Origin of the sequence: Marinomonas piezotolerans (genome assembly GCF_003362755.1) — a bacterium.
GTDB classification, from domain to species: domain Bacteria; phylum Pseudomonadota; class Gammaproteobacteria; order Pseudomonadales; family Marinomonadaceae; genus Marinomonas; species Marinomonas piezotolerans.
In genome coordinates this window covers 291,552-305,692 of sequence record NZ_QKRA01000001.1, presented here as the reverse complement: position 1 = coordinate 305,692, position 14,141 = coordinate 291,552, and the positions used below count along the sequence as shown (strand labels likewise).

At 44.8% G+C, this 14,141-nt stretch carries 10 protein-coding genes; 1 reads left to right on the top strand and 9 read right to left on the bottom strand.

Annotation, left to right across the window (positions count from 1 at the left end; genetic code table 11):
• Positions 1-2: 2 nt before the first annotated feature.
• The 4 genes from DN730_RS01335 to hrpA are packed head-to-tail and all read right to left on the bottom strand — an operon-like array spanning position 3 to position 8,213.
• Positions 3-2,327, bottom strand: a complete 2,325-nt coding sequence (locus DN730_RS01335) for a putative bifunctional diguanylate cyclase/phosphodiesterase (RefSeq protein ID WP_115466309.1) — start codon at positions 2,325-2,327, stop codon at positions 3-5.
• Positions 2,314-3,363: an ABC transporter substrate-binding protein gene (locus tag DN730_RS01330; RefSeq protein WP_115466308.1), complete on the bottom strand. Its 1,050-nt coding sequence runs from the start codon at positions 3,361-3,363 to the stop codon at positions 2,314-2,316. Before DN730_RS01330 ends, DN730_RS01335 begins: the two co-directional genes overlap by 14 nt.
• Positions 3,364-3,400: 37 nt before the next feature.
• Positions 3,401-4,294, bottom strand: coding sequence for an MlaA family lipoprotein (locus DN730_RS01325; protein ID WP_115466307.1), 894 nt, complete (start codon positions 4,292-4,294; stop codon positions 3,401-3,403).
• A 10-nt stretch (positions 4,295-4,304) separates the two neighbouring features.
• Positions 4,305-8,213, bottom strand: coding sequence for an ATP-dependent RNA helicase HrpA (hrpA, locus tag DN730_RS01320; RefSeq protein WP_170139001.1), 3,909 nt, complete (start codon positions 8,211-8,213; stop codon positions 4,305-4,307).
• 246 nt (positions 8,214-8,459) lie between these two features.
• Between hrpA and cysK the strand changes: the two genes are divergently transcribed.
• Positions 8,460-9,425: a cysteine synthase A gene (gene cysK, locus DN730_RS01315; protein ID WP_115466306.1), complete on the top strand. Its 966-nt coding sequence runs from the start codon at positions 8,460-8,462 to the stop codon at positions 9,423-9,425.
• 65 nt (positions 9,426-9,490) lie between these two features.
• Here cysK and DN730_RS01310 read toward each other — a convergent pair whose 3' ends face one another.
• Genes DN730_RS01310 through rnd form a run of 5 tightly spaced genes read right to left on the bottom strand, consistent with a single transcriptional unit; the run spans position 9,491 to position 14,140 of the window.
• The gene (locus tag DN730_RS01310; RefSeq protein WP_115466305.1) at positions 9,491-10,276 is read right to left on the bottom strand and encodes a class II glutamine amidotransferase; all 786 of its coding nucleotides are present in this window, start codon (positions 10,274-10,276) and stop codon (positions 9,491-9,493) included.
• On the bottom strand, positions 10,269-12,152 hold the full coding sequence (locus tag DN730_RS01305) for a vWA domain-containing protein (protein WP_245957864.1): 1,884 nt from the start codon (positions 12,150-12,152) through the stop codon (positions 10,269-10,271). Before DN730_RS01305 ends, DN730_RS01310 begins: the two co-directional genes overlap by 8 nt.
• A gap of 54 nt (positions 12,153-12,206) precedes the next feature.
• A complete protein-coding gene (locus DN730_RS01300) occupies positions 12,207-12,686 on the bottom strand; it encodes a YcgN family cysteine cluster protein (RefSeq protein WP_115466304.1) in 480 nt (159 codons plus the stop codon).
• Positions 12,686-12,976 carry a YcgL domain-containing protein gene (locus tag DN730_RS01295; RefSeq protein WP_115466303.1) on the bottom strand — a complete coding sequence of 97 codons (291 nt, stop codon included), beginning with the start codon at positions 12,974-12,976 and terminating at the stop codon, positions 12,686-12,688. Before DN730_RS01295 ends, DN730_RS01300 begins: the two co-directional genes overlap by 1 nt.
• Positions 12,977-13,000: 24 nt before the next feature.
• Positions 13,001-14,140 carry a ribonuclease D gene (gene rnd, locus DN730_RS01290; RefSeq protein ID WP_115466302.1) on the bottom strand — a complete coding sequence of 380 codons (1,140 nt, stop codon included), beginning with the start codon at positions 14,138-14,140 and terminating at the stop codon, positions 13,001-13,003.
• Between the last annotated feature and the right edge of the window lies 1 nt (position 14,141).

Below are 14,141 nucleotides of genomic sequence, written 5' to 3'. Positions count from 1 at the left end.
CTTTATTGCTTAAGAGGCAGATAACGTTCGTGCCACTCTCGAAGCTCAACCAAGCTCATTGGTTGAGCAATCGAGTAACCTTGAAAATAGTCACATCCTGCATGTCGTAACACAGACAATTTATCTAAGTCTTCGACACCTTCTGCAGTCACTTTTATTGACTGTAAGTGGCAAAGCTCGACCGTAGGCTCTAACAGCTGGCGATATTGATCATTCGTTAAGCGCTGCACCAATTCTTTATCAAACTTAACTTTATCGACTGGATAGTCAATCATTTGAAGTAATGGCGTATAACCGATACCAAAATCATCAATCGATATACCGAAGCCCGCATCACGTAAACCTCTAAGTACAACTAAAACTTGCTCCACTGCAAAATAACCAAATGTTTCTGTTATCTCTAACTCTACCGCACCATCAGAAACGTTGTACTCTTCCTTCAGGCGAATCAACTTACTTGCGAAGTCTGCTTGACCAAGTTCAGCGGCGGAAATATTAATCGCAACCACAATGTCATCACCCAAAAATGTACAAAGCTTAGAGATGTGATCAAACGCATTACGAAATACCCAATCATCAATTTTTGAATACGTTCCAGTCTGTTCCGCAATGGGCACAAACTCATCCGGTGTTATATGGCCTAGCTCCGCTGAATACCAACGCAACAACACTTCTAGCCCTTTTATCTCACCGGCCTGATCAACAAATGGCATGAATACGAGCGAGAATTCATCGTCACAGTTTACAAATTTTAAGGCATCCTCGATCAGTTTCACCCTTCGCGCATCGCCAGCGATCGAATGCGAATATGTAGAGAATCGGCTTTTACCAGATCGCTTAGCGTGATACATGGCCATATCGGCATTGGCAATTAGCTCTCGTAAATCCTCACCATCTTCAGGATAGCTTGCAACGCCAACACTGGCAGAAACAGGTGTCAGATATCGGTCTGTTTTAAAACCACCGTCAAATAAACCGACCAAGTCTGCTGCTAAGTTTTCTCGATCTTTCAAATCGTCGTGGGCAAGTACGATAGCAAACTCATCACCCGCCAACCTAGAGACTAAAGTACCCTGTTGACGGTACTTTTCACTCTGGAGAAGTGATTCAAACGCGTTCGCAGCAAATTTCAATAGTTCGTCACCTGCTTCGTGTCCCAGGCGATCATTCACAAATTTGAAATTATCTAGATCTATATAGATGAGCGAAACGTATGTTTTTCGATTCCACGCTCTTACGATGGCTCGTTTGGCAAATTCTTGAAAGCGCGTACGATTAGGCAGTTTGGTTAGAGAGTCAGTGATCGCAAGGTTACGAGACTCGTTTAGGTTGGTATTTAACTGATCATATAAATCATAGAACTTGATGCCCAAGCGACTTAGTTCATCTGTCCCGACTGGGCGCTGAATGTTGTTTTGCTGGGCTGACGTAACAAGGTCAAGTTGGTCGTCCAATATTTCGATAGGCCGAATGATGTATCGCCGAATCAAATATAGCAAAACAGCCGCTACCGTAACTCCAAATATCAGGGACACCGCAATCAACCAATCAACGAGAGAAGTTCGAGAATGCCTTAAATAGGCATCAGTTAGTTCAAGTTCTAAGTAAAAGTTTGGCAATATTTCAATCGATCGCGTCATGGCCTCATCTGGCGCCTTGAAACTGGGCAGTCGATTGATAAGTTTGGGCGTGACGCCATACGTTTCTTGAAGTGTACGAAGGTCTCGATCAAATGCTTCCGTATACGACGTAACGACCACTACAATATTATTATCGGAGCCTACGCGAAATGGCTTCAAAAACGTACTAGCGTCTAATACTCGACCGTGCACGTACGCGTGCTTAAAACTGTTAATAAACATCAACTTACTAGACGTTTGCGTACGTTTCAAAATGGATGAACGAGCAAAGTTCAAGACAAATTTTGGCGTTTCACTAAATGGATTATCGCTGCGTTCATGGTGATATATTGGATTTCCAAGGTCGTCTATGACGGTGACCAACAATCGCGTATGGCCATCGGACAACACATCATCAATCAGCCGATCCAGCTTTTGAGTCACCAAATACTCTTCGACATCTTTACCAGCTGATCGGGTAAGGGCTGGCAACGTTTCGCCGTCCAAGAGTAACGACGCGACATTAGCCGCCACAGAGGCATCTTGTTCAAATTGTGCCTTAGCATGCTGAAGTTTCAGATCGAGTTTAGTCTGCTCCACTTCAGTCAACGTATCGCTTTGAACCTGATACATGCCAGCTGCGGCCACAAATACACCGACCAGCAAAATAGGCAGAACTAATAAAACTAAACGCTTAGTGAGTGTCATAGTATCGAATCAATGCATCCCTGATACGCAATCTCTGTAACATATCATTACCACTGAAAGAGGGAAATAAATTAGCAAGTTCTAATTCTTTCTCCGTTAAGTATACGGTAGTGTCTTCCTGAAAATCTGGATTTTGTATCAACACCGCGTCTTTAAAAGGCGACGCAGCATACATCGCTTCTGAGCTCTTTGCACTTATCTCATCACGAGACATAAAGTCGATAAATTTTTGCGCGTCGTCAACACGACTAGAAGAAGCAACGATTGCCCAACAATCCACCCACACTGTCAAACCTTCTTTCGGTTTAACAAACTCCCATACGTCTTTGTTTTGTAATTCATTTAGTGAAGCCGCATCACCACTATACGCAGGTGCTGCCCATATATCATCGGATTCTGGGTTATCCGCGATATAAGAGTAAATGTATTCATAATTAAAGACATGCTTAGACTGTTCGCGCAATAACTCAAATGCGTCTTCTAAGTGTGTTTGATTATTCGAGTCAACTGGGTAACCTAGAGCCAAAAATGCAGATGTTAGCAGCTCATCTGGCTGCCCTAACATCCCGATATGGCCAGTAAGCTCCTCTCTCGGTGAAAGTAGCTCTTTCCAGCTCCTTACTGGCGCTTGTACCTTATCCTTGCGATAGATAATTCCATACGTACCCCATAAATAAGGCACGCCATAGGATCCACATGCTTGCGGCCAGAACTCTCGCCAATGCTTGTCGTTCACTTTTAAAGAGTGCAGGTAACCCGCTTCTCCCATTTGATTGACCGCAGACTCATTGACGATGACAACATCAAAATAGCTAGCTGATTTGCCAGCTAGTATCAAATCTCGTTCTGACTCGTCATCGTAATACGTTTGTTGGACAGGAATTCCGGTTTTTTGAGTCCACTCGGTAAGCACATCTGGATCGATAAAATCTTCCCAGATCAACACATTTAATGGTTCACGAGCTGATGCTAACGACGCACCTAACGACGCACCTATAGCCCCTAGAACGCAAAATACTACTGACAATATTCTCATTTAACTTACCTTGTAGGTGTGCAATGAAACGCAGTCGTTAATTAGCGTTGCCCCAAGAGTCTTCGATCTGACTAGAATCAGAACCCCATGAATCCACCTCATCATCTCCCCAGCTAGATTCGGAACCCCAAGAGTCATCAGTCTCGTCACCCCAACTCGAGTCAGAACCCCACGAATCATCTGCTTCACTGCCCCAAGACCCTTGTTCTGAGGTTGAAGAATTCGATGATTGATTAGTCTGACTATCGAATTGTCGACCTTTATTGTCGTTTACGGCACCTTCACGGCTTTGTAGATAAACGTCTCGCAAAAAAGAATAACGATCACCGAACACCATTCGCTCAGCTGAAAGGTATTTAGCACGCACTTGAATTACGTTTAACGTACGTGCAAACAGCTCTTGATCACTGGATAAATCATACAAATCTAAGCCATCAAATAAAGAGTAGTCTACAACCAACCCACTGGCATCTCTAACCGTCGAGGAGCCTAAGAAAGGAATCACTACATAGGGTCCTGAGCTAACCCCCCAATAACCTAGCGTCTGCCCAAAGTCCTCTTCATATCGTTGCAAACCAAGCTCACTTGCAACGTCGAAAATCCCAAACCATCCAGCAGTGGAATTGATCAGAAAGCGAAACGTTGATGATGCGGTTTCATCCCACTTACCTTGAAGTAGATTATTACCAATGTTTGGTATTTCCCCAAGATTAGAGAAAAAATTGCTAACACCTTTTTGAACAGGTGTCGGTGTTACCGCTTGATATCCCTGAGCGGCGGGTTTGAGTGCATAACGATCCAACGTATCGTTGAAACTAAAGACTGCACGGTTATAACCTTCCCAAGGGTCCTCAGGCGTTTCAGCAATGGCTGTCAAGGCTGATAACATCACACCCAGGCTTACTAGAAACTGTCTAACTAACTGATTCATATCATTCGTCCTACACCAGTTTTTTAACTTCTTGCCACTGTTTAGCCAAACGCTTTTCGGAAACGGGCTCTAATGTTCCAACCGTCTGTGCAAACAATGATATGCGATATTCTTCTAATAACCATCGGTATTTTGTGAGATTAGGGTCGTATATACCCTCATCGTCGTGCGCCTTTTTCTGACACAAATACTGATCCCAAAGTTGCTCTAACTGCCCGATCAAAGCATTCTCTTTATTCAAATGGTTTTGAAAACGCTCTAGTCGAACCTCTACACCCTTAAAATAGCGCGGCAATTGCCCCAACCAAAATAAAGGGGTTACTCCTATAAACCCAGGGTAAACCAAGTTTTCAAGTTGCTTCTTGATGTCTCCATATACTCTAGTCCAAGGTAAAGGGATTGACCCCTTCATTCTCTTAGCGACTTTTTGGTAAGCGCTCAAGACACTGTGTAATTGTAAAGCCATTTCATTACCGACACTCACAAGTTGATTGCGGTGTTGCTCAAGCCGGCTTTCAAACTCCGCTTTCGTTCTGGGGAGAGTCCTATCCTCTAAAAAGACTTTTTCGATTACCGCATCTAGCAAGTCTTTCAGTAGCACCTCTTTTTTACCTACGGGTGAAAACAACAACATAGATTCACGTAACTTAGGAAGATTCTTCTCCAAGTAGCGCATTTCTTTCGTAAGAGACAACTTAAGTAACGCTATAACGCCTTTTCGATGCGCTTCCGCAGCGGTACTTGGATCATCAAACATTTTTAAAGAGACACTGTCATTAAGGGCGACTAATGCGGGAAATGCAGTAACTTGAAGCCCAGCTTGTTTGATCTCTTGTCGCTCTGGCACGTCTTGATCTGGCCAAGCTGTTAACTCGTTTTGCTCGTGTTTTTGTGTTCCGAACTTAGCGAAACTTTTTTCAACCATGTCTGCGAAACGACTTTGTAGTTCAGCCAAGTCTTTACCGGTTCCCAACACTCTGCCTCGTTCATCAACGACATCAATATTAAGCGTTAAGTGTCCTTCGAGTTTTTCCGACGACCACTGCGACAAAGGTATCTCAATCAGTGTTTCTCGTTTGATTTGCAACGTAAGCTGATCAAGCAAATCACCTTTTTCTTTGGAAAGATTCGGGTAGATACGATCAACGAATTGAGGGATTGGAACAAAACGTCTGCGTAGTGCTTTTGGCAGCGCTCGAATTAGAGACTCGCAGCGCTCTTTAACATAACCAGGTACCGCCCACCCCAATTCATCTAACGTCAGTTGGCGAAGTAAACCAACGGGAACTTTAAGCGTAGCACCATCTTTGACCTGGCCCGGTGCAAACTCGTAATCAATTGGAAGTGCGACACCATTCAGCGAAAAATTATCAGGAAAAGCGTATTCATCTACTCGAACATCCTGATTAATCAAATCATCACGCGTCATCGTTAGCGCATCAGGATTCTGCTTGGCGAAATATTCGATACCTTTCTGATTACGTATGTCGCTAGGTAAACGCTGATCATAAAATTGATAAACGGTTTCATCGTCGACCAAGATGTCCCGTGTCCGTAATTTTGCCTCTTGGGTTTCTAGATCTTTAATGAGCTGCTGATTATGATGGTAAAACTTCGCTTTTGACTTTAATCCCTGCTCGACCAACGCTTGACGAATAAAGACATCACGAGCGTCCTCTGGATTAACATGCCCATAATCAACTCGGCGTTTCGCAATCAGTATCAGGCCATATAGGGAGACCTGCTCAAATGCGATAACACGCCCTTGACTACGCTCAAAATGAGGGTCGAAATACTGGCGTTTAACGAAGGTAGCTGCGTATTCTTCAATCCATTTTGGATCAATTTTGGCAACAATACGCGCATATAGCTTGCTCGTTTCTACAAGTTCCGCAGCCATAATCCACTGTGGAGGCTTTTTGAACAACATCGATCCTGGAAAAATATTCAATTTACGAGAGCGACAACCCAGCATTTCTCTTGATTCACCCATTTTGTTGGCGACTTGAGTAAAGAGCCCCGCCATCAAAGCCCGATGAATCGAATCATACTGTCGCTCGGTATTATTCGTTTCCTTAAAACCCAACTGTTTGCAGGCGATGAGAATTTGTCGGTGAATATCACGCCACTCCCGCAAGCGCATAAAATTCAAAAATTGCTTTCGGCAATATTGGCGCAATTGATTTTGGGACAACTCTTGGCGCTGAGCCTCATAACGCTCCCATAAATTGAGCAGCACGATAAAGTCCGAATCTTCATCTTTATCTACAGCATGACATTGATCGGATTGAGTTTTCTTATCTTGTGGTCGTTCACGTGGATCTTGAACTGATAGCGCACTCACAATAATGCTGACTTCTTTGAGCACCCCCAAGCCATTAGCTGCGATCAACATACGCCCTAATTTTGGATCAATAGGCAACTTTGCTAGCTGGCGTCCAATGGGAGTTAGACGTTCCTTTTTGATCGCACCCAATTCATTTAGAGCACGATAGCCATCATTGATCATTCTCTGTTCGGGCATTTCTACGAATGGAAATTTCTCAACTGCGCCGAGTCGCAAGTTAGCCATTTGCAAAATAACCGATGCAAGGTTGGTACGAAAAATCTCTGGGTCGGTAAATTCTGGACGAGCGTTAAAGTCTTCCTCATCATACAATCGCACACAAATACCGTCTGCCACACGACCACAACGCCCTGCTCGCTGATTGGCACTTGCTTGACTAATCTTCTCGATTGGCAACTGCTGGACTTTAGAACGCACACTATAGCGGCTAATGCGTGCAAGCCCAGGGTCAATAACATAACGAATACCTGGCACCGTCAACGATGTTTCAGCCACGTTCGTGGACAAAACAATGCGCCGACCGCCATGAGACTTAAAGATACGCTGCTGTTCACTACTACTAAGACGAGCGTACAATGGAAGCACCTCAACGCCTTGCAATTGCTCGCGTCGAAATAGTTCTGCTGTCTCGCGTATTTCGCGCTCACCGGGTAAGAACACTAATACGTCCCCTGCTCCGCGATAACCCGATTGACGCTCCTCTGCAATCAACATTGTCACCGCATCCACGATGCCTTGTTCCATCGACTGGTCGGCATCTAACTCTTCGACATCCGCTTTACTCAATAAAGGCTGATAACGGACTTCAACAGGATACGTACGGCCCGACACCTCTATGACAGGCGCATTGTTAAAATGACGAGAGAAACGCTCTACATCGATCGTTGCCGAGGTCACAATGACCTTTAAGTCGGGACGATTTGCTAAAACGCGCTTCAAATACCCCAGCAAAAAGTCGATATTAAGGCTCCGCTCATGGGCCTCGTCTATAATGATGGTGTCATAGTTTTGTAGAAATTTATCCTGCTGTATTTCAGCGAGTAAAATACCATCAGTCATCAATTTTATTAGGGTTTCTTCTTGGCTTTCGTCAGTAAAACGAACCTGAAAACCGACCGCTTCGCCTAATGTCACAGCAAGCTCATCGCTGATGCGCTCAGCGACACTTCGAGCGGCAATACGGCGCGGCTGGGTGTGGCCTATCTGACCTGCGATTCCTCTACCTGCCTCGAGACACATTTTCGGTAATTGGGTGGTTTTACCTGAGCCAGTTTCACCCGCAATGATGACAACTTGATTCGACTGTATCGCTTCAATGATCTCGTCTCGACGATTGGACACCGGCAGTGAATCATCATATTTGATCTCAGGCAAACGCCCCAATCGTGCTTCATACAACGCTTTGGAGGTAGCGACATGCTCTGCAACTTCAGCTTCTAACTTATCTGTCGGTTGTGACTGCTCTCGACGCTTTGCAATCGTGTCTAGCTTTCGACGAATGGAATGACGATCTCGCGTCATCAATTGAGGTAGTTCAGTGCTGCGCAATGGATTGTCCTGATGATCTTGCATGTGTATGTGACTAACCTTAAACCAAGAGTGATGCGGCGTTTTATATCTGAATAACATAGTTGGCAAAGAATTCTACCACCAATCAAGCCTAAGTCGTGAACCACAGCTTAAGAAACCCCATCACAGGTGATAGTCTATACTTATAGTTTGAAATTCTTACCCCTCGCCCATACATCAGTTTATAGTGACTTCAATAGCATCTGCTAACCAAGTTAATTATTCATACAGAGACAGGAAGGATGTGTAATGTCTGAGAAAGTATATAACGACAACTCCCTAACCATCGGAGACACCCCACTCGTTCGCTTAAACCGCATTGGTAATGGCAACATCTGGGCAAAACTTGAGTCACGGAACCCTGCTTTCTCCGTGAAATGCCGTATCGGGGCCAACATGGTATGGGATGCCGAGAAACGAGGCATTTTAACGGAGGGTAAATCCATCGTTGAACCTTCCAGTGGTAACACGGGGATTGCACTGTGTTTTGTGGCGGCAGCACGAGGCTATCCTATTACCATTACCATGCCTTCCAGCATGAGTTTGGAGCGCCGCCAAGTTATGAAAGCCTTAGGCGCAAATATTGTACTGACTGAGCCCGCTAAAGGCATGAAAGGTGCAATCGAAAAAGCAAAAGAAATTGCGGAAGACGATAATTTCGTTCTACTCCAGCAATTTGAAAATCCGGCGAACCCTGAAATTCATGAGCAAACGACAGGCCCAGAAATTTGGCGTGATACGGATGGTGAAATTGACGTATTCGTCGCTGGTGTCGGCACCGGTGGTACCATCACTGGGGTTAGCCGCTACATTAAGAATACACAAGGTAAAGCGATCACAAGCGTTGCTGTCGAACCAACGGCATCTCCCGTCATTACACAAACCCTAAATGGCGAGACGCCAACTCCGTCTCCGCACAAAATTCAAGGAATCGGAGCTGGTTTTGTACCAGGCAATCTAGACCTATCTATCATTGACCGAGTCGAGCAAGTAAGCAACGAAGATTCCATCAGCATGGCTAAACGCCTTATGCGCGAGGAAGGCATCTTGTGCGGAATTTCTTGCGGCGCTGCGGTCGTTGCCGCCGAACGTTTAAGCCAAGAGCCAGAATTCGCAGATAAGAATATTGTCGTTGTGTTACCAGACTCAGGTGAGCGCTACTTGTCGACCGCTCTATTTGAGGGTGAGTTTAGCGATAATGAGCTAGTTCAGTAAGCGGTCTCTAACACTAAAAAGCCGACTTCCGAGTCGGCTTTTTTATTGCTCAATATTGAAGTGCGTTAAGCCAAGCACTTAACTCGTTGTACCAATTCGCCTGCCTCAAATACACAGAGCTCACCCGTTTGCATCTGTTGCCAGTCTTCATCATTGGTCAAAGGCTGCGTCGCTATCACAGTGACGACATCTTTGTCTGTTGTGACTTCTTTAAAATCAACTGTAATGTCTTCGTCTGCAAGGGTAGCGGGCTTAAAAGGCGCACGACGAGTTATCCAATGCAGCTTCGTCGTACAATAACAAAATAAATACTGTCCATTTGACAGCATCATATTAAACACGCCCTTTTCTCGAAGCTGATCACACAGCCCTAATAGTTTAGTCCCTAACACCTCTATGCTAGGCATAGCGTCACCAAATTCTGCGAGAAGCTGCTCAATGAGCCAGCAAAATGCACGCTCTGAGTCGGTTGTACCCAGAGGGTAGTGGCTCAAAATATCCAAGGTTTGTGGTGATTCTAGTTGCCCATTGTGCGCATAACTCCACGTTGTATCCCACAATAAGCGACTAAATGGGTGTGTATTAGGCAAGCAAACGTTTCCTACGTTCGCCTGCCGAATATGACTGATCACTATGTGGCATTTTAGAGAGGTATTACTCATCACTTCTGCCATATCAGAATCTGAACTTGGGCGAGGGTCATGGATAGACCAGACACTGTCATCACGATACATCGCCATACCCCAGCCATCTTTATGAGGCCCTGTTCGCCCCCCTCTCGCCCGCAAACCAGAAAAACTAAAGCATATGTCCGTGGGGACATTGGCACTCATACCTAGCAACTCACACATCTGAATCGTTTATTTCCTGTTGTTTACGCTTTTTACGGATACGGTGGAATATAAAATATCCTCCCCCCACGATGAGTAATCCCGCTCCATTCAATACCGCGTAAAATAGCCAATCAGTCTTATCCAGAGTGGCTTCATCTGTTACGAGCGTATCGACGTCAGTCTGGTTATCATCTTCTGTATTAATTTTTTCGGGCGCTGCTGCAGCCTCAGACTCGGCCTGTTCCTCTATTTCCTCTTCCGTAACAACAGATATTTGAGGCGTAACCACAACTGGCATGAGATCTCGGTTAACCGCTGCAGCAGAAGACAATGCGACTAAACTGCTATCTCGTCCTTGCTGAACCTGAACCCTTTCTGCACCTTGACGACTTAATGTCCAAACGTCAGAGGAATATTCAAAACGAACGCCAGTACGCGTAATACCGATCAGCCTCACATAAGCCGTTACGGCATCATTTGGCGGTACGGGAAATATTTTCTGCCAATATCCTTCGCCCAATAGTGGCATCTCTACCTGTTCTTCCGAACCATCTTTAAAGGTCATGATCAACCGTGCATTGCTGCGCAGACTATTTAAGCGCATATTCGTTGGCTTTGCTGAAATCATCACAAGGCCGCCGTCCTGTGATTGCGCCGTCACCTTTATGGGATCCACAACCGAAAAGAACTGGCTAAGCTTACGAACAAACGTTTTGCCATCGACTTCGGAGATAAGTTCGTAATTACCAGTATCAGTCAATTTATCTACTTTGTTTTTAAATTGTGAGTTAGCGATTCCTACTGACTGTTTAAAAAGCTCGGTTTCACTCTCTCCAGAAAGAAGGTTTAAGCGCTGCGTAACGTCAATCAAATCTAAAAACTCTGTATCTTTAATCAACTCGCGATCTTGGAATAAACCAACCGTCGAGTAAATAGGTTCGTTGACGAATATCACAGGGGCAATCTTCGTCGCTTGCGCACTTAGCTTTGTAATGACACGAACATTACTACGCTCAAGATCAACATCTTTGACCTCCCAAGTGCCAACCTTTGGTTTAGTAATCGTTACTAACGTATAGTGAGCTGCTTTTGCCACCGACACGTTTGAAGCCGACATATTCAGTGGTTGACCACTAGGTTGAGTAATGGTCGGCGTTAAGCCTTCTTTGTGAAACACCAGCAAGGTCGCTTCTTCAATCGCTTCGTCTATAAAGAAATGATTGTCCTCAAAAGGAACTTCTTCTGATGGTGCTGCTTGTGAAAATATTCGATCAAAGGTGTCTAACAATGCTTCGGGAGAAGCAACTTCAGTGTGCGTTGCATTAGTCAACGTTGAGACGGATTGAAGCAACTCTTTGTCGGTATAATTGGACATGGATACAGTATGCAGGTGAATCCCTCGCTCCGATAATGCAGACGCCAGATCTGTCATAATACGTTGACGGGAAGCTTCATTCACTTTTTCATCGAGACTAACATCTACCATCCCATCAGTGACAAGAATCCAGTGTCGATCAAACTCAGGCGCTAATCCAACATCATCTGGAGTTTGCAACAACATGCGAATAATGGATTCTAGATCAGTCTTTAAATCGCCGGGAACATAATCTTCAACTGCATTATTAAGACGCTGCTTAGTACTGGGATTAACCATGGCCTCAGGCAACAACACCCGTGGTCGCTCACCAAAAAGCCATACTCCAAGAGAGGCTCGCTCTTCTGGCGCTAAATTAGAAATGAGTTTTAGAGATTCAGACGTCAACTTATCCGGGTCACTAATTAGCATACTCCCCGATGCATCGACAATCAGCCGAAATTGAGTATCCGCTTTAACATTGGGCACCGTCAGTAGTAGCACAACAATGAGTGAAAAAAAATTCTTTATAGTGACCACGATTAGGCTCTCCAACGACTGCTTACGGTGATATGCGCCTTAAAGTGGAAGGCGCTAGCTCGGATCGTATTTTTCGGGCATTCCGTGCACCCACTTAATAATATGTTCTTGCCATTGGTCTTCGTCAACAGTGTTTTCGTTAACAGCATAATGGGCGACTGTTAAACCTTGGCGTTGCATTTCCCGATCATTGCCCACTAAAAGAGGATGCCAACTGGGTAACTCGCCAGTGCTGTGAAGCACTCGATAACTACACGTATCAGGCAGCCAATCAAACTCAGCAATGTCCTCGGGTGTAAGAGATATGCAACCAGCTACTTTTTCGAGCCGACGCTCATAAACTTTACATCGACAGACATTTAAGTCTAGCTGATGACACGATAGGTTGGTGTAGAACACCTCTTGTGTATCTTCATCTTCAAGTTTCTGTAGGCAGCATTTACCACACCCATCACACAAAGACTCCCATTCAGCAGGAGACATTTTATGCATTGGTGTGGTTTTCCAAAAAGGCTCGTAGCGCTTAGCGATCATTAGTAACGGGCTTCCGTGGGTGCTTTATATAAATCTAACAAATAGTCGTCTTTTGCTGGCGGCATTTGTAAATAAAAGCCTTTCTCTGTAATTGAATCCATTACATCTTGCGCATTAGCTCGTGCTAACTTTTGCTCTGGTTTAATCAGCATTGTCATCGCTGATATTGGTGTGCCAAAACGCTCCATCAGGGCTTCTGGTACATCTTTCGTGCCCTTACTTTTTTCAACGTACAGGTACATTTCGTCTTTCTTTGACGAACGAAAAATCTGAATAATCATTTGACTCATGATGTGCTACTCAAGGTTATCTAGTTAGTTAGAAAATTTCTCTAACAAGGGTGCGACTACTCGATCCTTACGCCAACCATTAAAGGATGGATTAGACCAATCCATTTCTGAGCCATCATAAATATGACGCATCAAAGGATCTAGTAATTTACGTTTTAGAACGACTTCTGGCGCAACATCAAGCTCTTGTGCAAGTGACTTTAAGTACGCTCGCATTGCCTTTGATAAGTCGCCCGCGTCAGAAGGTAGAGGTGGTGTAAGCGGTAGCTGATATTCATCAGAGCTGAGCTGATTCACAACGGCGACTTTTTCCAAGATGGCATCCGAATACAGCCTAACTTGCTTAGGGGAAATGTCCTCTGCTTGTCCGATATCTCTCGCAGTATCAGGTATGAATTTAGCGAGCGCCCATAAAGTCCGATCTTTCAACACTTGACCACGAGGAATGTTATCATTTCGAGCACGCTCATCCCGCCAAAGAAACAGTAGGCGTAGTAGTGTCAGGCTCTTGGGATTCAACCGCCAAGCTGCTTTAACACCATCCCAGTTCTGCTCAGCATCATTGTTTTGCAGGTATTGCCACTTAAGGCTTTCACAATCTTCCAATACCCAGTCAAGCATCCTCTTTTCAGTCAGCCTCACTTGTTGCAAAGGAAAGATTTCTGCTAGAAAGGTAACATCCAACGCAGCGTAACGCTTCTGGCCATCCGTTAACGGACGTAGCGTCCAATCTGACCGTGTTTCATCTTTCGCGACATCGATATCCAAATACGCTTTAACCAACTTGACGTAACTTAGCGACCATTGACCCGTGGCGAAAGCCTCGCCAATTTGCGTATCGTAAAACGGAGTAGGTAAAACCCCTAATAAATTATCAAACACATCAAGGTCTTCTGAACAGGCATGAAATACCTTCATGACCTTTTCATTAACCAACAAAGCACGCAAAGCCGACCAATCAGTAATTGGCTGAGGGTCAATCAATACGGCTTTGGTGCCTTCAGAAACCTGTATTAGTCCGGTAACCGGATAAAACGTCGTGCGACGGACAAATTCCGTATCGACTGCTATAAAAGGCAGTGTTGACCAGTATTCACACCACTCTTGCAATGCACTGTTTGTATCGACCCACACGATCTCTGGGCTATGTGTTTGATTATCCATG